The sequence below is a fragment of the Streptomyces sp. NPDC043876 genome (genome assembly GCF_056435825.1).
The window spans coordinates 191,595-211,843 of sequence record NZ_JBWKDV010000004.1; the positions used below are offsets into that span (position 1 = coordinate 191,595).

At 73.6% G+C, this 20,249-nt stretch carries 25 protein-coding genes; 9 read left to right on the forward strand and 16 right to left on the reverse strand.

The annotated features are described in order from the left end of the window. Positions 1-71: 71 nt before the first annotated feature. From AC0693_RS14665 to AC0693_RS14675, 3 genes are all read right to left on the reverse strand, one after another. Complete coding sequence (locus AC0693_RS14665; RefSeq protein ID WP_478801985.1) at positions 72-1,346, reverse strand: ricin-type beta-trefoil lectin domain protein; 1,275 nt, start codon at positions 1,344-1,346, stop codon at positions 72-74. Positions 1,347-1,585: 239 nt separating this feature from the next. Continuing rightward, on the reverse strand, positions 1,586-1,843 hold the full coding sequence (locus AC0693_RS14670) for a hypothetical protein (RefSeq protein WP_356416057.1): 258 nt from the start codon (positions 1,841-1,843) through the stop codon (positions 1,586-1,588). 246 nt (positions 1,844-2,089) lie between these two features. Further along, positions 2,090-2,788 (reverse strand): DUF4386 domain-containing protein, encoded by a 699-nt coding sequence (locus AC0693_RS14675; RefSeq protein WP_478801986.1) that lies wholly within the window; start codon positions 2,786-2,788, stop codon positions 2,090-2,092. Between the two features lie 10 nt (positions 2,789-2,798). On the opposite strand from AC0693_RS14675, the gene AC0693_RS14680 reads away from it, so the two are divergent. Continuing rightward, positions 2,799-3,059 (forward strand): hypothetical protein, encoded by a 261-nt coding sequence (locus tag AC0693_RS14680; RefSeq protein WP_478801987.1) that lies wholly within the window; start codon positions 2,799-2,801, stop codon positions 3,057-3,059. 24 nt (positions 3,060-3,083) lie between these two features. Here AC0693_RS14680 and AC0693_RS14685 read toward each other — a convergent pair whose 3' ends face one another. Further along, a complete protein-coding gene (locus tag AC0693_RS14685; RefSeq protein ID WP_478801988.1) occupies positions 3,084-3,716 on the reverse strand; it encodes a TetR/AcrR family transcriptional regulator in 633 nt (210 codons plus the stop codon). A 140-nt stretch (positions 3,717-3,856) separates the two neighbouring features. Here AC0693_RS14685 and AC0693_RS14690 point away from each other — a divergent pair, with 140 nt between their 5' ends. Continuing rightward, the gene (locus tag AC0693_RS14690; RefSeq protein WP_478801989.1) at positions 3,857-4,795 is read left to right on the forward strand and encodes an alpha/beta fold hydrolase; all 939 of its coding nucleotides are present in this window, start codon (positions 3,857-3,859) and stop codon (positions 4,793-4,795) included. Between the two features lie 41 nt (positions 4,796-4,836). Here the strand turns inward: AC0693_RS14690 and AC0693_RS14695 are convergent, their stop codons facing one another. From AC0693_RS14695 to AC0693_RS14710, 4 genes are all read right to left on the reverse strand, one after another. After that, positions 4,837-5,058 carry a DUF7489 domain-containing protein gene (locus AC0693_RS14695; RefSeq protein ID WP_469317165.1) on the reverse strand — a complete coding sequence of 74 codons (222 nt, stop codon included), beginning with the start codon at positions 5,056-5,058 and terminating at the stop codon, positions 4,837-4,839. A 116-nt stretch (positions 5,059-5,174) separates the two neighbouring features. After that, positions 5,175-6,155, reverse strand: coding sequence for an anti-sigma factor RsbA family regulatory protein (locus tag AC0693_RS14700; protein ID WP_469317166.1), 981 nt, complete (start codon positions 6,153-6,155; stop codon positions 5,175-5,177). Further along, a complete protein-coding gene (locus AC0693_RS14705) occupies positions 6,152-6,961 on the reverse strand; it encodes an MEDS domain-containing protein (RefSeq protein WP_469317167.1) in 810 nt (269 codons plus the stop codon). Before AC0693_RS14705 ends, AC0693_RS14700 begins: the two co-directional genes overlap by 4 nt. Positions 6,962-7,094: 133 nt before the next feature. Beyond that, the gene (locus AC0693_RS14710) at positions 7,095-7,598 is read right to left on the reverse strand and encodes a MarR family winged helix-turn-helix transcriptional regulator (protein WP_356416033.1); all 504 of its coding nucleotides are present in this window, start codon (positions 7,596-7,598) and stop codon (positions 7,095-7,097) included. Between the two features lie 81 nt (positions 7,599-7,679). Between AC0693_RS14710 and AC0693_RS14715 the strand changes: the two genes are divergently transcribed. Beyond that, entirely contained in the window at positions 7,680-9,806 is a 2,127-nt protein-coding gene (locus AC0693_RS14715) for an MMPL family transporter (protein WP_478801990.1), read from the forward strand. On the opposite strand, the gene AC0693_RS14720 is transcribed toward AC0693_RS14715, so the two are convergent. The 5 genes from AC0693_RS14720 to AC0693_RS14740 all read right to left on the reverse strand — a co-directional run bounded on the left by AC0693_RS14720 (position 9,803) and on the right by AC0693_RS14740 (position 12,599). After that, positions 9,803-10,099 carry a DUF3040 domain-containing protein gene (locus AC0693_RS14720; RefSeq protein WP_478801991.1) on the reverse strand — a complete coding sequence of 99 codons (297 nt, stop codon included), beginning with the start codon at positions 10,097-10,099 and terminating at the stop codon, positions 9,803-9,805. The two genes, AC0693_RS14715 and AC0693_RS14720, sit on opposite strands and share 4 nt — an antisense overlap. Next, complete coding sequence (locus tag AC0693_RS14725; protein WP_478801992.1) at positions 10,071-10,685, reverse strand: DUF6328 family protein; 615 nt, start codon at positions 10,683-10,685, stop codon at positions 10,071-10,073. Before AC0693_RS14725 ends, AC0693_RS14720 begins: the two co-directional genes overlap by 29 nt. Positions 10,686-10,744: 59 nt before the next feature. After that, entirely contained in the window at positions 10,745-11,635 is an 891-nt protein-coding gene (locus AC0693_RS14730) for an SDR family oxidoreductase (RefSeq protein WP_478801993.1), read from the reverse strand. Between the two features lie 176 nt (positions 11,636-11,811). Continuing rightward, complete coding sequence (locus AC0693_RS14735; RefSeq protein WP_478742560.1) at positions 11,812-12,276, reverse strand: hypothetical protein; 465 nt, start codon at positions 12,274-12,276, stop codon at positions 11,812-11,814. Positions 12,277-12,368: 92 nt separating this feature from the next. Continuing rightward, on the reverse strand, positions 12,369-12,599 hold the full coding sequence (locus AC0693_RS14740; protein ID WP_469317172.1) for a hypothetical protein: 231 nt from the start codon (positions 12,597-12,599) through the stop codon (positions 12,369-12,371). 151 nt (positions 12,600-12,750) lie between these two features. Here AC0693_RS14740 and AC0693_RS14745 point away from each other — a divergent pair, with 151 nt between their 5' ends. From AC0693_RS14745 to AC0693_RS14755, 3 genes are all read left to right on the forward strand, one after another. After that, entirely contained in the window at positions 12,751-15,258 is a 2,508-nt protein-coding gene (locus AC0693_RS14745; protein WP_478801994.1) for a helix-turn-helix transcriptional regulator, read from the forward strand. A gap of 182 nt (positions 15,259-15,440) precedes the next feature. Next, entirely contained in the window at positions 15,441-15,641 is a 201-nt protein-coding gene (locus AC0693_RS14750; protein ID WP_478801995.1) for a hypothetical protein, read from the forward strand. A 90-nt stretch (positions 15,642-15,731) separates the two neighbouring features. Next, entirely contained in the window at positions 15,732-16,121 is a 390-nt protein-coding gene (locus AC0693_RS14755; protein WP_478801996.1) for a DUF6585 family protein, read from the forward strand. Positions 16,122-16,190: 69 nt separating this feature from the next. On the opposite strand, the gene AC0693_RS14760 is transcribed toward AC0693_RS14755, so the two are convergent. After that, a complete protein-coding gene (locus AC0693_RS14760) occupies positions 16,191-16,520 on the reverse strand; it encodes an STAS domain-containing protein (RefSeq protein ID WP_469317175.1) in 330 nt (109 codons plus the stop codon). A 354-nt stretch (positions 16,521-16,874) separates the two neighbouring features. Here AC0693_RS14760 and AC0693_RS14765 point away from each other — a divergent pair, with 354 nt between their 5' ends. Next, positions 16,875-17,285 (forward strand): ATP-binding protein, encoded by a 411-nt coding sequence (locus tag AC0693_RS14765; RefSeq protein WP_478801997.1) that lies wholly within the window; start codon positions 16,875-16,877, stop codon positions 17,283-17,285. A gap of 25 nt (positions 17,286-17,310) precedes the next feature. On the opposite strand, the gene AC0693_RS14770 is transcribed toward AC0693_RS14765, so the two are convergent. Continuing rightward, positions 17,311-17,700, reverse strand: coding sequence for a VOC family protein (locus AC0693_RS14770; RefSeq protein ID WP_478801998.1), 390 nt, complete (start codon positions 17,698-17,700; stop codon positions 17,311-17,313). 86 nt (positions 17,701-17,786) lie between these two features. On the opposite strand from AC0693_RS14770, the gene AC0693_RS14775 reads away from it, so the two are divergent. Together AC0693_RS14775 and AC0693_RS14780 are read left to right on the forward strand one after the other, a co-directional pair. Then, a complete protein-coding gene (locus AC0693_RS14775) occupies positions 17,787-18,245 on the forward strand; it encodes a MarR family winged helix-turn-helix transcriptional regulator (protein WP_469333516.1) in 459 nt (152 codons plus the stop codon). A gap of 130 nt (positions 18,246-18,375) precedes the next feature. Further along, complete coding sequence (locus AC0693_RS14780) at positions 18,376-18,882, forward strand: VOC family protein (RefSeq protein ID WP_478802237.1); 507 nt, start codon at positions 18,376-18,378, stop codon at positions 18,880-18,882. Between the two features lie 10 nt (positions 18,883-18,892). Here AC0693_RS14780 and AC0693_RS14785 read toward each other — a convergent pair whose 3' ends face one another. Further along, complete coding sequence (locus tag AC0693_RS14785) at positions 18,893-20,206, reverse strand: hypothetical protein (RefSeq protein ID WP_478801999.1); 1,314 nt, start codon at positions 20,204-20,206, stop codon at positions 18,893-18,895. Positions 20,207-20,249: the final 43 nt, after the last annotated feature.

Here is a 20,249-nt window from a genome sequence, read left to right on the forward strand (position 1 = left end):
TCCGTGAAGGCACGCCGGGCGGGGCCCTGCTGGCGTCCGCAGGGCCCCGGGTGATCACCCCGCTGCGACGGTCAGGCCGCCGGTACCGTCCACTTCTGCTGGGCGGCCCCCGTGCAGGTCCACAGTTGCAGCCGTGTCCCGTTGGCGGAGCCGCCGCCGGTGACGTCGAGACACTTGTCCGCCTGCGGGTTCACGATGTCTCGGGCCGGGGACACCGCCCAGCGCTGGGCCGCGGTCCCGTTGCAGTCGTAGAGCTGGACCGGTGTCCCGTCGGCGGTGCCGCCGCTCGCGACGTCGAGGCACTTGCCGAGCGCACGTACGGTGCCGTCGGAGCCGAAGGTCCAGTTCTGGGCGCCGGTGCCGTTGCAGTCGTAGAGCTGGACCGGTGTGCCGTTGGCCGGGTTCGCCCCGGCGACGTCGACGCACTTGCCGGCGAGCCCGCTGATCCGGCCGGTCCGGCCTCCGGTGCCGCCGTCGGACGTGGTGACGCGGACGTGGTCGACCACCAGTTGCTGGGGGAAGGCCGTGCTGCCGTCCGGGTCGCCCGGCCAGTAGCCGCCGACCGCGAGGTTGAGGATGAGGAAGAACGGCTTGTTGAAGGCCCAGCTCCGTCCGCCCAGGTCGGCAGGGGTGCGTCGCTGGTAGACGACCCCGTCGACGGACCAGGAGACGGAATCGGGGGCCCAGTCGACGGCGAAGGTGTGGAAGGCGTCGGCGAAGGCCTGGCCGGCGGGCAGGGAGTACGCCGCCCCGATGCCGCCGGATCCGGAGTAGCCCGGGCCGTGGAGCGTGCCGTGGACGGTCGACGGTTCGAAGCCGACGTTCTCCATCACGTCGATCTCACCGGAGTTGGGCCAGCCGACCTGGCCGATGTCGTTGCCGAGCATCCAGAAGGCCGGCCACATGCCCTGGCCGCGCGGCACCTTGAGCCGCGCCTCGACGTGTCCGTAGGTCTGCGTGAAGCGGCCGGAGGTGTTCAGGCGGGCCGAGGTGTACTCGCAGCGCCCGTACCAGCAGGCGTAGTTGCCCGGGTTCTCGCGGCGGGCGGTGATGACCAGGTGGCCCTGCCCGTCGAGCGCAGCATTGCGGTTGCCCGCCGTGTAGTACTGCCGCTCGTGGTTGTTGACGTTGTCACCGGTCTCGACCTGCCATTTGCCCGGGTCGACGGCGGCTCCGGCAGGTCCGTCGAAGTCATCGGTGAAGGTCGCGGCCGCGCCGGCCGAGGGGACGGCGGCGGGGGCTGCGGGGGCCGGCGCGCCGGTGGCCGGGGCGGCCAGGCCGGTCCAGCAGACCAGGGCGAGCGCACACAAGAGTGCGCGTCGGTGCCAGGTGGGGTGCACGGTCATCACATCGCTTCCGTGTGTGGGGGGGGACGTACGGAGGCAGGGACAGGCGGGGGGATTCGACATGCCCATGACAGATCACAAGGCAGCCGCCGCCAAGGTGTGAACGCGGAACCCGCTCGTCCGGGCCCCTTTGTTCACGACTTGATTCAAGGCGCACGGTACGGCCGCGTCAAGATGCCTGCACGGTGCGGCCGTTGGGCGCCGCCCTCAGGACGGGCCCGGCCGTTCGGCGGTCGCCCTCAGGGAGTGTCGCCGTCCCAGACGAAGGATCCCTCGGCGTCCGTCTCGGAGGGGCTGTAGAGCGCGCATCCGCCGGGGCCGAAGAGGCCTCGGTCGGTGGCCAGCAACACGCCGTCGACCCGCTCCTGTGCGGGCAGGTTGGTGACGTCGAGGAGCTGCCCGTCGAGGGGTCCGCCCACCAGCCTGACGTACAACCGCCCGGGGGTCGGCCGCACGCGGTGCCCCTCGTCGCCGCAGTACACCCGTTCATCCATCATGTTCACTCCGCCTGGCCGCCCTCCCCGGGGCCGCGCCCCGCGAACGCGTGAAGGCCGCCCGTCCGGCTCCGGGCGGGCCCGGCCGGTGGGGACGGCGCCCTCACTGCGGGGTCCATCCTCCCCCACTCGTCCCGCCGCGCGAGCATCGGCGCAGCCGGTCCGCCCACCCGGTCGCCGGTTCGGCGCGGCGCCGACCTGGCGGAACGCCGTGCGGGCCGGGCGGGAGGCCGCCCCGCACGGGCCCCCTCAGGCTCCGGCCTGCCCCACCGACGGACGGCCCGCCGGGCGGGCGGCATCCGTACCCCTCGCGGACGCGGCCGCCGGGCCGGGGCCGAACCCTCTGACGATCAGCCACCCCGCGAGCCCCAGTTCCCAGGCGAACACCGGGAGCGCGGCGACCGACCCCGCCACGGAGAGCTGCGCGTAGGCGCCGAACATCACCGCGACGGCCGAGGCGCAGATCAGCGGGCCGCCGACCAGTCCGAGGACGGCGAGGAAACGCGGCACGAGCCGGGCGCGGAACGCCAGGTGCGCGAGCAGGACGGTGTTCAGGCCGAGGGCGATGTTGGGCCCGAGCAGGAACGTCCACGCGTGGACGGCCACCAGCGCGCCATCGGCGCCGGCCGCCGGGTCCGGGTCCCGGCGCAGGGTGACGAGCGCCAGTACGGAGACGATCCCGATGGCGATGACGGCCGCCTCCAGCAGCCGCCCGAAGGCGTACCCGAGCGCGAGCCCCTCGCCGTGGCGCCGCAGCACGGGGAACAGCGCCGCGCCGGTGCTGGCCACCGCCACCACCAGCACCACCTCGCACAGCACTCCGAGCAGCGCCCGCGTCTCGGCGACCTGCGCGAGCCGGCCGTCCGCCGCGCCCAGCAGGGGGCGGTACAGCACCGCCCCCGCGATCGCCGCGACCTCCCGGGACGGCGGCCTCTCCGCCGACCTCACGCACCACGTCATGCACGCGATGGGCAGCCGGCTGCTCGGCTTCAGCCAGGAACTGTTCGACACCTCGGGCCCCTCCGGCCCGCCGGACCCCGCCCTGGCGGCGCACTACCCGCACATCGCGGAACTGGCCGCGACGGCCGCACACGAGGGGGGCTCGGCGGTCGGGGGCGGTTGCGACGACCAGTTCGAGTTCGAGTTCACCCTGGACCTCCTGCTGGAGGGCTTCGAAGGCCTTCGGCGCCAGGGCTGGACGTCCGCGCGCCGGGCGTAGCGGCGCGGCGCGCGAGGGCCGCGGTTATCCCGTCATCCGGCTGTCCGGCCTGCCCGGCGGGGTGAAGATGCGGTCCAAGTGGTGGTGGATCACGGCCACGGCGGACTCGGGGGTGCGCTGGTCCACCAGGATGCTGGTGCCCATGGTCGCCGTCATGGCGAGCAGGCTGATCGCCTCCGTCCGCGCGTCGGCCCCGGGATCGGCCGCGCCGGCGTCCTGCGCCTGCCGGAGCAGGCCGGTCAGGGCGTCCTCGGCGGCGTCGGGCTTGTCGATGAAGGGCTGCGCGGCGAGCGCCGCGTCAGTGACGGCCAGGAGCGCGTAGGAGCTGTAGAGGAGGTGGAAGGTGCGGCTCTCCTCGTCCGTGGGCAGCGAGGCGAGCAGGAGCGCCTCGATCGTGGTGCGCGGCCCGGGGTGCGGCCCGGCGGCGGCCAGCCGGGCGCCCACGCGTGCGGTGAAGCGTTCGGTCAGGTGCTGGAGCCCGTAGAAGAGCAGCTTCTCCTTGGTTTCGAAGTAATACTGCACGAGGCGCAGCGACACGCCGGCCTCCGCCGCCACGTCGCGCATGCCGACGGCGTGCAGCCCCCGGCGCCCCGCGACCCGGATGAGCGCCTCGGCGATCTGGGCCCGCCGTTCCTCGTGATCCACGCGCTTCGGCATCTGCCGGTGTCTCCCTTCGCCGGACGGTCGTCGCGGTCCGGTCTCCCCGGGCGCCCGCCCCTCGGCCACTTCATGGTACCGCCGTACCATCAACGTGATACGTTCGTACCATCAAACGCCGAAACCCCCGGAGGTGCCCCGTGCCCGGAACCACCCCCCGCGTGCGACGCGACGTCGGCCGCTACGTCAACGACGCGCTCCGCGACCGCTACTTCGCCGCCGCCGACGTGCTCTTCGCAATGGGAGCGCCGCTGCGCGCCGAGACCGACGTCGAGACGAGCTTCGGCACCACGCACGTCTACCGGTACGGACCCCAGGACCCGGCGGCCGAGGGCCGTACCCCGATCGTCCTGATCCACGGCGCGGGCTACTCCTCCGCCATGTGGTACCCGAACACCCCCGGGCTGAGCGTGGACCGGCCCGTCTACGCCCTCGACACCCCGGGCGACGCCAACCGCAGCGTCCACCGCGAGCCCATGTGGCAGCCCGAGCGCGCCGCCCAGTGGATGGACGAGGCGCTCGACGCGCTCGGCCTCGACCGGGTCCACCTCGTCGGCTCCTCCTACGGGGGCTGGCTGGTGCTCAACCAGGCCCACCTGCGGCCCGGACGGCTCGCCTCGGTCACCGCCCTCGACCCGGGCGGCCTGGAGAAGGTCGGCCTGCGCTTCTTCGCCTGGGTCTTCGTCAGCCTCTTCGCCACCTTCGCCCCCGCGGCGCTGCGACCGCGCCTCGCCGCCTGGCTGGACCAGCCGGTGCTGGCCGTCCCGGAGATGCGTCCGTGGATCCAGCTCGGCGCCCGCGCCTACCGGATCCGGCGGCCCGCGCCGCTGCCGCTGTCCGAGGACGAGCTGCGCTCCATCCGGACCCCGCTCTCCGTCATCATGGGCAAGCACAGCCTCCTGGTGCACCCGAAACGGCAGGTGGAACGCATCCCACGGCTGATTCCCGGCGCCCGCGTCGAGATCCTCGCCTCGACGGGCCACGGACCGCAGATCGACCATCCCGACCTCGTCAACGCGCGGATGCTCGGCTTCATGGAGGACATCGACTCCCTCGACCCCGCCGCCGCCGACGCCTGACCGGGGGCACGCCCGGCGGCACGCCCGTTGCCCCGGTGGGCCTACTCCTTGACCGGGTCGGCGCCGGGCCGCTTGACGAGGCGGTCGCCGATCGCGAGGGACTTCCAGAGCCGTCGGCCGATCCGGACCTTGGCGGTCGGTCCGTCGGCACGGCGTACCTCGGCGAAGTGGTACATGTTCGACCCGTCGAGCATGCCGCGGGACAGGTGGGTGACGACGCCCTCCCAGGCGTCGTCACGTCCGGCTTCGTGTGTTTTCGACATGCGAGGACTCTACGGAGCCCACCGGCCGCCCCGGCAGGGCCGCCGATCCCCTCCCGGGCCGTACGAATGTCACGGTCAGCCCGGCGCCACGGGCCGCCCAGCCCTGCCGCAACCCGCTACCGGGGCACGTCCATGTGCAGGCGGATGGTGGTGCCGCGGTCGGGGGTGGAGCGGATCTCGACCAGGTCGCACAGCTGGTGCGCGAGCCACAGGCCGCGGCCGCCGATCTGTTCCGCGGAGGGGCGGACGCGGCCGGCCATCACGTCGGGGATGTAGCCCGCGTCGCGGAACTCGCACAGGAACGTCGCGTCCTGGGCCCACGTGCGCAGGGTGCCCTTGCCGCCGCCGTGCCGGATGCTGTTCGTGGCGATCTCCGTGACGGCCACGGCCAGTTTCGGGAGCTGTTCCTCCGGCACGCCCGCGTCGGACGCGCACTGGGCGACCTTCGACCGGATCGCGGCCAGGTCGCCGTGCGAATAGCTCAGCTCCTGGTACGGATCGCACGGGTCGGCCAGCACTTCGAAGGGGTACGTCTCCGCGGAGAGGTAGCCGTCGTTGCGCGTGTAGTGCCCGTCCCGGCGGATCAGGGGATGACAGCGTGAGAGTGACTGCAAAACGGCCTCGTCCTCGTCGGCGGCGTCGTAGGGGCAGAGCATCGAGCGGGCCCGGCTCTGCGCGAAGGCCCGGTTCATGAGCCACTCGTGGTAGCGCAGCTCCGAGAGGTGCGCGGCGCTGCGCGCCGTGCGCCAGGAGGTTTCGCCGATGCCCCGGACGGGCCGGTCCCCCTCGCCGCGCTCGGCCAGCCAGGCCACCCAGGCGGCGATCAGGCGGCCCGGATTGGGTCCGGCCGTCGTCGTGTCGACGAACGTGACGGCGCTCTCGCCGCCCAGTTCGTCCTGCAGGAGCGCCGTCTTCTCGGGGGGAACGGCGACGACCACGGCTTCGTCCTCCTCCAGGGCCTCGTGGATGAAGCCGAGGGTTCCGCTCACGAACTCCGCTTCGCCGCGGTAGGGGTACAGCTCGTGCCGGAATCCGTTTTCCGCCCGGCCGGGGGGCCCGGCGGTGCCGGACCGCTCGGGGGGCACGATCGCGTTCATGCGGCCATCACCACCGGCAGGTCGGCGGCCGTGTAGCCGGCCAGCTCCCAGCACAGCCGGACGGTCTCGTTGGCGCCCCGCACGACGACCCGGCGGCCGGGCAGGTGGCGGGCCGCGTCGACGAGGGCGTGCATGCCCGCGGCGTCGATCATCTGGAGGTGGTCGAAGCGCAATGTCACCGTGGAAGCGCCCCGCACCACCGCACGGGCGGCCGCGTTGAACGTGAGCGCGCACTCAGAGTCGATCACTCCATCCACGCTCCACATGTCGGCACCCGTGCAGTACATCCGGAAAGCCGGACGCTGTGCACGTGTGCCCATCTCGTGCGGATGCACACTTGCCACGTTGTCCAGCGTAGCCACATCCCACTGGGACGGCTGGAAGGCGCACACCACCATCGCGCCGCTCTCCGAGGCGAACGCGTCGAGCCCCAGCTCCTGGGCCAGCAGCTCGGCGGCCGCGCCGGGCGCCGTGAGGGGGGTCCGCTCGGCGAGGACGCGGACCGACCGGAAGCCTTCGCGGGCGGCGGTGCGGGCCTCCTGGCGGACGGCGGCCAGGACCACGTCCGTGTCCATCGGCTGCGGGATGTCGAGGACCACCGCGGCCGGGCGCAGCGAGCCGCCGCGGCCGGTGACCCCGTAGGCGGCGCCGGAGGATCCCACGACCACGATCTTGTCCCCGTACAGGGCTCCGTCGGCGACGTATGCCCTCGCGTCGTCGGAGAAACCGGCAGATCCCGTGAACCAGCACACGTGGTCACCGAGCTCGACCTCGTCCAGTGTCGCCAACGCCCGCGCCGCTCTCACCTCGCCCCCTTCCGGCCAACCGGCCCGTTCTGCGGATGCACAAGAGTACTGGGCCGCCACCGCGCGCGGCGGCGCGAGGGTGCGCGCACGGGGTTGCCGCCGCGCCGCGGACGCGGTTGCCGCCGCGCCGCCCTCAGCGTCGTTCGCGGCTCAGTTGCCCGTTCATCTCCGCGAGGAACCGCACCACGACGAGCAGCTCGTCGGGGCTGAAGCGGGCGCGGGCCGCGTCGGTGGACCGGGCCAGGGGGCGGAAGTACTCCCGGGCGGCTTCCCGGCCCGCCTGTGCGTAGTACACGTGCACCACGCGCCGGTCGTCGGCCGCCCGGACCCGGCGGATGTGGCCGGCCTTCTCCAGCCGGTCCAGGCACGCCGTCACCGCTCCCGACGTCAGGTTCATGTGCGCGCCCAGACGTCCGGGGGTCATCGGGCCGGCGTCCTCGTCGCGTTCCGCGTCCAGGACCGCGATGAGCGCCTGCACGTCCGTCAGGTGCAGGCCCTGGGACTGGGCGAACTCCTGGGCGATCCGGTTGAACTCGGCGTTCATCGCGCGCAGCAACACGGCGAACGACTGCAACCCGATCGGGTCCTCGGGCGGAAGAGTGGGCGGGGGGCTGTCGGCGTGGTCGGCGCTGCGCATGCCCTCAGCATAAGATCTCTTGATGATTGAGATACTTCATCGTTGAGAGTGTTGAGAATGTCGAGATGGGAGGGGTTCGCCATGAAGCGCACACCGCGCTGGGCCCGCTGGCTGGTGCCCGTGGTGCTGCTGGTGGTCTGGCTGGGGATCGGCGGGACGCTCGGGCCGTACGCGGGGAAGCTGGGCGAGGTCGCCACCAATGACCAGGCGGCGTTCCTGCCCCGCAGCGCCGAGTCCACGAAGGTCCTCGATGCCCGCAAGGCCTTCGAGCCCTCCGCGTCGGTGCCCGCGATCGTCGTCTGGGAGGCCCGCGGAGGCGCTCGTGTCAGCGACGCGCAACAGCAGGACGCCACCCGGGCCGTGGCCGCCCTCGCCGGGCGCGAGGGCGTCACCGCGGCGCCGTCGCCGGCCCTGCGGTCCGACGACGGCCGGGCCCTGCAGGCCGTCGTACCGCTGGCTCCCGACCTCGGGAAGGAACTCCCCGGCGTACTGGACGAGGTGCGCTCGGCGGTCACGGCCGTGCCGGGCCTGACCGCGCAGATCGCCGGACCGGCGGCCACCCAGGCGGACCTTTCCGACGCCTTCGCAGGCATCGACGGGATCCTGCTCGCCGTCGCGCTCGGCGCGGTCCTGCTGATCCTCCTGCTGGTCTACCGCAGTGTGCTGCTGCCGCTGGTGATCATCATCAGCGCCGTCTTCGCCCTGGGCCTGGCCTGCGCCGTCGTCTACGCCCTGGCCGACCGGGGCGTGGTGCGGGTCGACGGGCAGGTCCAGGGGATCCTGTCCATCCTGGTCATCGGGGCGGCGACCGACTACGCGCTGCTGCTGGCCGCCCGGTTCAGGGAGGAACTGGCCGCCCACGAGGACCGTACGGCCGCCGCGGTGGCCGCCGTGCGGCGCTCGGCCGGTGCGATCACCGCCAGCGCCGCGACCGTGGCCCTCGGCCTGCTCGCCCTGCTGGCGAGCGACCTGACCAACAACAGGGCGCTGGGCCCGGTCGGGGCGATCGGCATCCTGTGCTCGCTCCTGGCCACCTTGACCTTCCTGCCCGCCGTACTGGTCCTGCTGGGCCGCGGCGCGTTCTGGCCCGCCTCCCCCAAACCGTCCGACGCCACCGCCGACGGGCACCCGGTTTGGCGCCGCGTCGCCGGGGTCATCGACCGGGCGCCGCGCCGCGTGTGGGTGTCCACGACCCTCCTGCTGCTGGTGCTGGCGGCCTTCGCGCCGACGCTGGCCGCCCGGGGCGTTCCACTGGACGAGATCTTCGTCAAGGACGCGCCCTCCGTCGCCGCGCAGGAGAACCTCGGCCGGCACTTCCCCGGGGGCTCGGGCCAGCCCGCGCTGATCATCGCCGATGCCTCCGCCGCCGCGGAGGTACGGGCTGCCGCGGAGGGAACCCCGGGAGTCGCTTCCGCGGCGGCCGTCACGGCCGCGGGACGCCCCGGCGGGGGCGAGCCCCGGGTCGTCGACGGCCGGATCCGCGTCGATGCCGTCCTCGGCGCGGCCGCCGACAGCGACGCCGCCAAGAACACCGTCCGCATGCTGCGGGAACGCGTCCACGCCGTGCCGGGCGCGAACGCCCTCGTCGGCGGCTACACCGCCCAGCAGTACGACACCGAACGGACCGCGGCCCGGGACCGGACCGTGATCGTCCCCGTCGTCCTCGGCATCATCCTGCTCATCCTGGTCATGCTGCTGCGCTCGCTCCTGGTGCCGGTCCTGCTCGTGGCCACCGTCGCGCTGAACTTCCTGGCCACCCTCGGGGTCTCCGCGCTGGTCTTCCAGCACCTGCTCGGCTTCAGCGGTACGGACGCCTCCGTTCCCCTGTACGGATTCGTGTTCCTGGTCGCCCTCGGCGTCGACTACAACATCTTCCTGATGTCGCGCGTCCGGGAGGAGACCCGCGACCACGGCGTCCGCCAGGGAGTCCTGCGGGGCCTGACCACCACCGGTGGCGTGATCACCTCGGCGGGCGTCGTCCTCGCCGCCACCTTCGCGGCCCTCACGGTCATCCCGCTCGCCTTCCTCGTCCAGATCGCCTTCATCGTCGCCTTCGGCGTCCTGCTGGACACCCTCGTGGTCCGTTCCCTGCTCGTCCCCGCCCTGGTGATCGACATCGGTCCGCGCAGCTGGTGGCCGGGCTCCCCCTCCCGCCGCGACCCGGCGTCCAGTGCTACGGATGAGGTGTCGGGGACGTTGCACCCTTAGCGCTGGCGGCGGCCCCAGCGGCGGAGCATCAGCGCCGCGAGCACCAGCGTGGCCGGCCAGACGACCGCGAAGGCCGTGACCCAGGCGGCCGACGCGGTGGCCACCGCCACCGCCAGCAGGGCCACGCTGGCGACGAGCGCGGCCGTGAGCGCGAGGCGGGCCAGGAGCGTGGAGCCGGGCGGTCTGCGGCGCATGGTGCGCAGGCGGCGGTCCATGCGCCGGTCGCCGCGCAGCTCGGCTTCTATGGCGGCCAGTTGGCGGCGTTCACGCGGGGTCAGCGGGGTCGGGTCCACGACGTCCCCCGGTGTCATAGGACGTGCTGGTCGCCCTGTGCCGCAGCCGCAGGGGAAGGACGTACCAGCACAGGACGAACCACGCCATCACCGTGGAGACGATCACGGGGGCGAGGGGGCTGGGCAGGACGACGTCGAGGATCAGCAGCAGGGTGCACGCGATGGTCAGGGCCAGCAGCACGATGCCGCACGCCATCATCCGCCCGGCCGCTTCGACCACTTCGTGCTTCAGGCGCATGCCGCGCAGGCAGCGGTGGATGGACACGGGGGCGATGAGCGCCGCCGTCGAGGACGCGCCCAGGACGAGCGTGACGACGTACAGGGCCCGTTCGAAGCCGGTCAGGGTCTCGAACCGGGCGGTGAAGGCGATGCTCAGCAGCAGTCCGAAGAGGATCTGCACTCCGGTCTGGGCGACCCTGGTCTCCTGGAGGATCTCGTTCCAGCGCCGGTTGACCCGCTCCCTGGGCCCTTCCGGTGACAGCGTGCCCTCGGTCGGCTGCCTGGTCGGGGTGGCCTCCCGGCGGGCGCCGGGGGGACCGGGCGAACGGCGCCGTCGTCCCGTTCCTTGGATCGGTTGACTGGTCATGGGGCCACCTCCGGATGGAAGCGCCTACCCGCCGGGGCCCCGCACAATCCCGCGGGCCGTCAGCCGGCCGCGCGGAACGCCGTGTCCGCCCGGCCCCCGGCGCCCAGCGGGCCCGTTTCCTCGAAGGCCGCCGCGCGCTCCAGGCGCGGCAGTTCGAAGCCGGCGACGCGTGTGACGAGGGGCGGCAGGAAGGACCGGACCGGCTGGACGGCGCGCAGCCAGGCGGGCACGTAGACGGACGGTCTGCGCCGTTCCACGGCATCGGCCAGGTGCTCCGCGACCTGTGCGGCCGGGTAGACCTTGCGGGCGGGCGGCGGCATGTGGGCGCGCAGCTCGCGCAGGACGGTGTGCCGGTCGGCGTCCCGGATCATGTCGGTGTCGGTCCAGTTGAGGTAGGCGATGCCGACGGCCACGCCCCGGTGGGCGAGTTCCGCGCGCAGCGCGTGCGCGAAGGACTCGACGCCGGCCTTGGAGGCGCAGTAGGCGCTCATGAAGGGCGAGGCCCCCATGGCGGCCAGGGAGGCGACCTGGAGGTAGTAGCCGCGGGTGCGCAGGAGGTCGGGCAGGAAGCAGCGGGCCGTCGTGGCGCTGCCGATGAGGTTGACCTCCACGACGCGGCGCCACAGCGCCGGATCGGAGTCGGCGAAGGGGCCGCCTTCCGCGATGCCCGCGTTGGCGACCACCGCGGACACCGGGCCGAGCCGGGCCCGTACCTCGCGCGCGGTCTCGGCCATGGCTTCGTCGTCGGTCACGTCGACCTCCCAGCAGGCGGCCTTCCCGCGCAGTGAGCCGGTGACCGTGCGCAGCCGCGGCCCCTCCAGGCCCAGCAGGGCGAGGTGTGCGCCGCGGGCATCGAGGGCCCGGGCGACGGCCTCCCCCACCCCCCTGGCCGCGCCGGTCACCACGACGGTGCGGCCGCTGAGCGGGTGGGCGGGTCTCGGCGTCCTCACGGGTGCCTCCCGTACGTGCGTACGTGGGTGCGTGCTGCGTGCCGGTGCGGGTGCGACCGGGACCGGCGGGCGGGTGACGGGTCCGCCGGGGGCGGCGGTCCCTTCGCTTCGTGTGCTCCGCCCGGTGCGCCTGCCCGGTCGGGCGCCGGACAATCCCCGGCCTCCGGACGGGGGCGTCAGAGCGAGCCGAGGTACGCCTTGGTGGGCCGCGCCTCGGCCAGCGCCATCGCGGCAGCCGCCAGCACGAAGGCCGTGATGAAGCCCGCCAGCTGGTGCTGCGCCTCGCTGCGCGCCAAGTCCGCTTGGACCACCATGTTCCCGATCGCGATGAAGGACAGGCTCGCCGGGATCCCGAGCAGCTGATTCAGCCGGGAACCCGCCTCGGAGTCACCGGAGAGCAGCCGGGCCCCGTTGCGCAGGAGCGCGACGCCGAGCGGCAGGACGAACGCGCAGAGGAAGACGAGCCACCCCACCTCGCCGAACGCGACGATCCCCCAGACCATCCCGGCCGCTCCGGCGCCCGCCACCACCAGGCCGTACGCGATGGCGAGCACGCCGGCTGCGGTGGCGGTGGCGGGGCGCCGCCGGGCGGTGGGGCCGGACGGGCCGTCGGGGCGGGACGGGGCGGGCGGGTACGACATGGAGCAGCCTCCTGGGCATGGACGGTGTGGTGGTCGCGCCGTGGTTCTCGCACGGCGTTGCGCGAGGTGAGGAAGGGGCGGGAGCCGGGCGTTCAGCGGGGCCACGCGGCCACCACGGCGGCCACGACGAGGACCCCGCCCGCCAGGAGCAGGCCCGCTGTCCGCGGGCCCGGGCGGCCGCCCCTGCGGGTCTCGACCTGGCCGCCCGGGGTCGTCCCGGGGTGTTTGCGGGCGTAGTGCTCGATCTGCCGGCGCAGCCCTTCGGGCTCGTCGACCCAGGGCGTCTTGAAGGTGCATTCGCCGCACCAGAAGCGGTTGGCCACGTCGGCTCCTTCCTCTCGGTCCGTAGCGGGGACCCACCCGACGATGTGCTCGGCGGTCGTCGTCGTACAGGTCAGGAGCCCGGCCATTGGTGACCGGCGGCCACGGGTAGGCTCACCGCCGTTCACACGGATGGATCAAGGGAGGGGCGGGATGGCCGAGGAGCTCGGTGCGTTACTCCGCACGCTGCGCGACGCCGCGCACCTGACGCAGGAGCAGGTGGCCGAGCGCTCCGGGGTCAGCGAGCGGACCATTCGCCGGCTGGAGAGCGGCGGATCGACGAACCACCGGATGGGCACGATCAATCTGCTCGCGGACGCGCTGGACCTGGGCGAAGCCGACCGTCTGCGGCTCGCGGCGGCTCTCGCCGGCTCCGGCCCGGGCGGCGGCGATGGCGGCGACGGGGGTGCTGGTGGCGGCGATGGCAGTGACGGTGGCGACGCCCACGAATCCGTGCGGTCGGTGTCCGGGCCCGCCCCGGCGCAGACCGCTGCCGGGCCGCCGGCCCGGCAGCCCGTCCACGCGGCGCCCGTCCAGGCCGCGCTCGCCGACGCCGCGCGCGAGCTGGCGATGGAGGTCCGGCGCCGCTGGCGCCACGAGGAGACGCAGCGCCGCGTCCACGACCCGTTCCCGCTGCCCGTCCGGTGGACGCCCGCGCCCGCCGACCTGACGGACAGCGCGGAGAACATCCAGCGCCTCGGGCCGGGCGGGACTCCGCGAGAGGTGGACCTGGGCGGCGATCTGCGCGAGACGGCCGAGGTCTACCTGAGGATCCCCTCCGGACGGCTGGTGGTCCTCGGCCGGGCCGGATCGGGGAAGTCCGTCCTCACGATCAGGCTCGTCCTTGACCTGCTGGACCTGCTGGAAACCCCCGCCCCGCCCCGCCGCGTGCCGGTCATCTTCAGCATCGGCTCCTGGGACCCCTCGACCACCGCCCTGCGGGACTGGCTGATCGGCCGACTGCTGCGCGACCACCCGCACCTGGCGCGCCGCAGCGCGGGCGGCGCGGCCCTGGCGTCCGCGCTGATCGACGCCGATCTGATCCTGCCGGTCCTCGACGGGTTCGACGAGATGGCGGAAGGCTTGCGGCGCGAGGCCCTGGAGGCGCTCAACGCGACCGCCAGCCCGCTCGTCCTCACCAGTCGGCGCGACGAGTACGCCGAAGCCGTCCGGGCGGCCAACGCCCCGCTCGTCTGGGCCGGGGGGATCGAGCTGGCCGACCTCACCCCCGACGACCTCGCCGACTACCTGCCCCGCACCACCCGTACCGTGCCCGCCGACCCGGGCGGGGCCCCCGGCAACGCCGGGCGCGGCTCGGCCTGGGACCCGGTCCTCACCGCACTGCGCACGTGCCCGGGCCCGGCCGAGCGGAACCTCGCGGCGGTGCTGACCACCCCGCTCATGATCATCCTCGCCCGCACCCTGTACAGCGAGTCGCCGGAGCGGGACCCCGCCGAGCTGTTGGACGCCACCCGGTTCCCCACGGTGAAGAGCCTGGACGAGCACCTGCTGGCCGGATTCGTGCCCGCCGTCTACCGGCGGCGGCCGCCCGAGCGGGACGCGGCCGGCCGGCGGCCCGGGGCCCCCTACGCGGACCCGGACCGGGCCGAACGCCTGCTCGGCTACCTCGCCCACCACCTGGTCCGCCTCGACCGCGAGCGCCAGGACCTCGCGTGGTGGCAGCTCGGCGACTCGCTACCGCGTGCGACGCGCACCGTGGCCATCATCCTGGCCACCGTCGTGAGCATCACCCTGAGCGACTGGCTGGTCGGCCTGGTGCTCACCCCGCTCCCTTTCGGTGAGCTGCTGCTCCAGGGCGGCCTCATGGGGCTTGCCGCGGGCCTCGCCTTCGGAGCCGTCTACGCGCTGGCGGACAGATCCGGCGGCGGGGCGGCCTTCGAACCGGCCCCCATCCGGCTGACGCTGTTCGCCGCGCACCGCGGTATCGGCCGCCGCCCCTTGCGCACCTTCGCCGTCCGCTTCGGGCACGGGCTGACCGGGGGCACCGTCATGGGCATCGGCTGCGCCTGCGCCCTCACCCTCGGACGCTCGCTGGCGGCCGGGACGTCCGTCATCGACCCGAACGTGGTCGAGGGCACCCTGATCAACATGCTGATCTTCGGGCTGATCTTCGGCGCGGCCGGGGGGCTCGTGTTCGGGCTCATGGCCACGCTCGAAGTGCCCGTGGACGTCACCGCGGCTGCCACTCCGTTCAGCCTCCTGTCCTCGAACCGTGCGACCGCCGGGCGGCAGTTCCTCATCCTGGCTCCGGCGCTCACCCTGGCCATCGCGCTGGGCGGCTCCCTGATCGTCGACCTGCTCCGGGGCACGATGGGCCCCCTGAACTGGGGAGTGAGGGACGGGCTCTTCATCGGCGCGGTCGGCGGCCTGGGGGGCGCGGCGTCGTACGTGCTCGCCTTCACGGCGTGGGGGCAGTGGATCGTGCTGGCGCGCGTCTGGCTACCGCTGACCGGGCGGCTCCCGTGGAACCCCGCGGCGTTCCTCGACGACGCCTACCGGCGGGGGGTGCTGCGCCAGACCGGAGCGGTGTACCAGTTCCGCCACGTCCGCTTGCAGCACCACCTCGGGCGCGCGTTCCGCGGCCGCCACCGGGACTTCGCACCGGCCACCTTCACACCGCCCGCGCACGGCTCTTCCTGACGGACGTCGGGGAACGGCCCCGTATCCAGCGGCCCCCACCCACCGGTCACGCATGGCCGGTGGCGTGGCCTGTCCGCCGCCCGGTCCGGGCGCCAGCATCGGGACGTCCGGGCCGCCGCCCTTCCGGCCTCCCGGACGCGCCGCTCCGACGACGCGTCGGCGGGCAAGGGTCTGGAGAAGACATGAAAGAGACGGACACCCGCGAGCAACCGACCGACGAGGCCGCCGCGCTGGCGGCCGAGCACGGCCTCGGGCCGTGGTCGCAGACGTTCCGGATGAACCAGAGCCGGCTGTTCACGAAGCACAACGCCTCGCGGCTCCACCTGTACGCGAACGGCGTGGTCGTGACGGGCCCCCAGGGCTTCCGGGCCGCCTACGACTAGGAGACGGTACGCGTCCTGCGGTACCTGAGCACCCGCACGGGCGTCCCCTGGGACGCCCGGTACACCCTCATCGACCCGCACGGCGCGGCGGTGAACATCGGCCCGGGCACCCGGGTGTTCCTCAAGGAGGAGAAGCGGTTCCTGGGCATCACCTCGGTGGTCCAGGGCGCCCTCTTCCTGTGGCCCGACGTGTGGGGGGAGCACATCGTGCAGGCCGTCACCCGGGCGCAGCTGCCGAAGGTCCTCGGCGCCGTCGAACGCGGCGAGACGGTGGACTTCGGCGCCTACACGCTCGACCGGCACGTCCTCACGGGCCGCAAGCACTCCGCCCCGTGGTCGGACATCACCGAGATCTCCTCCTTCAGCGGCACGCTGATCTTCAACGGATCACAGAAGCGCACGACCGTGGACAGCTCGTCCATGGACAACATCGTCAACCTGGACCTGTTCATGCGGCTGTGCCGGCACTACAAGGCCTGACGGGACGCGTCGGGTTGTGTCGGATCGTGGGCGGGGCGGGGGCGCACGACGGCACGGCGGGCGCCGAGGTCACAGGGCGCGGGCCGCCTCGACGCTGTCGGCGGTCGTGAACAGGGGACGGGACTGCGTGATCTCCAGTAGCCGGTCCAGCTGCCCCGGAACCGGTCCGGCCAGCACCAGGCGACCGGAGCGCAGCAGCATGAGCATCGCGTTGAGCAGGGAGGAGTCCCCGAAGGCGATCTTGCTGACGTCCAGGACGATCCGGCGCAGCCCCGGATCTGCGGCCGCCTCCGCGCCGGCGGCTTTGAGGGGGCGCAGGGTGTCCTGGTCGAACTCCCCCTCGCACACGATGACGCGTACGCCGCCCTCGTCCGGCAGCACGGTCACCTGCTGTTCCATCGACGCTCCTTCCTCCGTTGAGCTCCCGCGTGGAGGGGCCCTGGCGCCGTACGGCTCCAGGGCCCCGAAGGAACTGCTACACCGTCTGTCCATGCGTCGGTGCCGGTGCGGCGCCGACCTTGCGTCACCACTCCTGCCGAATCCGTCCGACGGGAGAAACCCTAACCAGGTCACGAATCAATGTCTACTCCACCCACAACAGATTTTTGCGTGTTGAAGCACGAGGTAATCGGCGGAACCGGCCCCGTGGACGGGGTCCGGCCGCAACAGGCTCCGGGTAGGGCGGCGCGGACCGGGTACAAGAGCTGCGCAGAGAAGGCCGGACACGGAGGATCGACGGACGAGGTGACCTGCATGGAGACGATGAGTTTGGATGTCGCGACGGACCGTTCGAGGATCTCGGTCGCCGGCGCCCGCGAGCGCGCCCTGAGGTTTCTCGAACGCCTCCTGCCGCCGGTTCCGCAGCTGGTCGCCGAGAGCGTGGTGCTGGTGGTGTCGGAACTCGTCACCAACGCCCTGCGCCACGGGGAGGGCGCCTGCACCCTCAACCTCACCGCCCACCCGGACACCATCGAAGTCGCCGTGCACGACGGCAGCCACCGCCCCCCGCGCATGCGCACCCCCGACCTGAACGGCGGCACGGGCGGCTTCGGGTGGCCCATGGTCAACCGCCTCGCCCGGACCACGCGCGTCACTCGGGGGCCCGGCGGCGGCAAGACGGTGAGCGCCGTCTTCGGCCGGCTCGTAGCGGACGGCCCCGCGTGACCGCGGGGATCCATCAGACGCCCCTCTAGCCCCCGTGAGCGGTGAGGGCGTACCCCTCGGGGCCGAGGAAGGTGAACATCGTGCCGAACGGGCCCTTCTCCGGGGCCTTCACGATGGCCGTCCCGGCGGCCCGCAGCCGGTCGTGCAGGGCCTCGGCGTCGCTGGTCTTGAACCACAGGGCGACGCCGAGGCCGGGCCGCTGCACGCTGTCGAGGTCCACGCCCGGCAGGGGTTCGCGGACGGCGAACGCGATCGGCTCGGTCGTGAAGACGACGGCGCCGGGGGGTGAGGCGGGGGCCCGGCGCAGCCCGAGCAGCGTCTCGAAGAAGGCGGCGGCCGCCTCGACGTCACGCACCTGCAGGGCGATGAAATCGGGTCCGGAGACGGAAACGGCGGCGGGCGTGGTGGAGGTCATGGCGTGCTCCCCAGGTGGGTTTCGATGTCAGGACTTTGACATCGGCGACGGTAGGCGTCGGCGCTGAGCTATGTCAAACTCCTGACATGAGTGATGGGACTACGACCGACCCGACCCCGCCCGCCGACGTGACCGAGCGGCTCGGCTACCGCCTCAAGCGCGCGGCGGCCGCACTGCGCGGGGCGATGGACAGGGCGCTGCGCGCGTACGGGCTGACCGTGCCGCAGTACGCCTGTCTGGAACTGCTCGACCAGCAGCCCGGGCTCTCCAACGCCGAACTGGCCCGCGGCACCTTCGTCACCCGGCAGTCCATGAACGTCGTCCTGCGCGGCCTCCAGGAGGACGGCCTGATCGTGCGCGCGACCACCGCGGGCCACGGCCGCGCCCTGCCCGCCCACCTGACCGAGGAGGGCCACCGCCGTCTCGCCGCGGCGCGCGCCGCCGTCTACGCCATCGACGGGCAGCTGACGGATGCCGTGCCGCCGAAACGGCTCGCCACCCTGCTCGCCGACCTGGACCGCATGGCGGAGACGCTCGGAGGGTGATCTCCGCCGCGCCCTCGACGCGCTCGGAGCGGCAGGCAGTTTCGCGGCAGGCAGTTTCGCGGCGGGCGGTTCGCGGCGGGCACCGGGCCGCGCGGCCCCCTACCGTGGCCCCATGGAACAGCGCATCGCCATGGAACAGCGCATCAGTCTCGTCACGCTGGGCGTCCGCGACCTCGCCCGCGCCCGGCGCTTCTACGAGGCGCTGGGCTGGCGGGGGCAGGAAGTGGAGCGGACCGTCTTCTTCCAGGCCGGCGGGCTGGCCGTGGTGCTGTGGGACCGGGACCTCCTGGCGGCGGACTGCGGCCTGCCGCCCGGAGCAGCGGCGGAGCCCGGACCGCCGGGGCAGGTCGGGGCGCACGGCGGCGGGTTCGGCGGCATCGTCCTGGCCCACAACGTGCGCTCGCGGGCCGAGGTGGACGGGCTGCTCGCCGCTGTCGGGGCGGCGGGCGGCGCCGTCACCAAGCCGGCCGCCGTCAACGCCATCGGCTTCTACTCCGGCGCCTTCACCGACCCCGACGGGCACCCCTGGGAGGTCGCCCACAACCCGGGCTTCACGCTGGCCGAGGACGGATCCCTGGTCCTCCCCGATTTCGGCGCCGCGCCGGACCGGCCCGGGGACGTGGGTGAGGGCCGGTGAACGCGGGCCTTCACGGGCGGCTCGGCGCGCGGTGAAGGAACTCCAGCCGCTGCTGGGCCAGGGTGATGTGCCGGGAGTCGAGCGACGGCAGCGCGCGCAGCAGGCGGATCAGTTCCGGCGCGGTGCCGATGGCCGTTGCCGGATCCCTCAGCTGGGTCCAGCAGTAGAGGGCGCCGGCCGCCGCCGCGTGCACTTCGGGGGCGTCGGAGGACTGACTGGCCAGCCGGATCAGGCCTGCTCTCGTCCACAGCTGGGTCGCCGGCCCGAACGTGCCCGCCATTCTGGCGAGGTCGGCCCGGATCTCCAGCCAGGCGGTCGCCTCCGGGGAGCCGTACCCCGCGTGCTGGAGGACGTACTGTTCCCACGCCTCCGCGAGCGCCGCGGCCTCGGTGTGCCGGCCGGCGGTGGCCAGGGCGTGGATGTGCGGCCGCGGATCCCGCGCGGCCCCGCTCTCGGGCTCGGACCCCGCCGGGATGACTGCTGCCCGACCGGGCGCGGCCGGAGCCGTCGGCTCGGACACGGGCTCGGACTCGGGCTCGGGCTCGGCCGGAACGGCGGCGGACCGGCCCGGGCCGGGGTCCGGGCGCGAGCCCTCGGAACCGGCGAGGGGGCCGAGGGGGCCGACGGCCGTGGGCGACGGGCCCGGCGGTGCGGCGAGTTCTCGGGCGGTGGGCAGGACCAGGGTGCCGGGAGGCAGCGCCGCCGCGCCCACGGCGAGAGCGTGCAGCTGCAGGTTGCCCGGGCGGCCCGGGCTGCCGGCGAGCTGGTCGATCCAGCACCGGGTGTAGCTGCTGACGGTGTTCCCGCCACCGGTGAAGCCGGGCGGGGACACGACGCCGTACACCTCGGCCGAGGGAGAGGCGGGCAGGCTGCCGTACTCCTGGAGCACCGGCCACGCCGCTTTGTCGGCGACCAGGTCGAGGAGCACCGTCGTCAGCCCGGCCGGGCGCTCCCGCAGTTCGGTGCCCAGCCACTCCCAGGGCAACGCCGTGTAGCGCACGGACCCGGACGTCGTGCCGGCCAGGGCCAGGTGCAGCCGGCGGCCCCGGCGGTCGAGGGTGAGCCGCCCCGACAGGTAGACCAGCAGCGGCCCCGGCGTGGCGGCGGCCGTGCGCAGCCGCGTCAGCACCAGATTCGGATCCCGGGCCCCGTCGAGGTAGGTCGTGTCGCAGGACAGGCCGCTGTTCAGGAGCGCCGCGGCCGGAACCACTCCCAGCGCGGCCAGATTGGCACTCGGCGCCACCTGCACCGCCCGCCGGCGCACGGCCGTACCCCCCGCTATGAGGAGGACGTGCCCCCGCTGCTCCAGTCCCAAGTTCTGCATGAACAGACCGTACTCACTTCCCGAGAAGCCGACGCCACGGGCC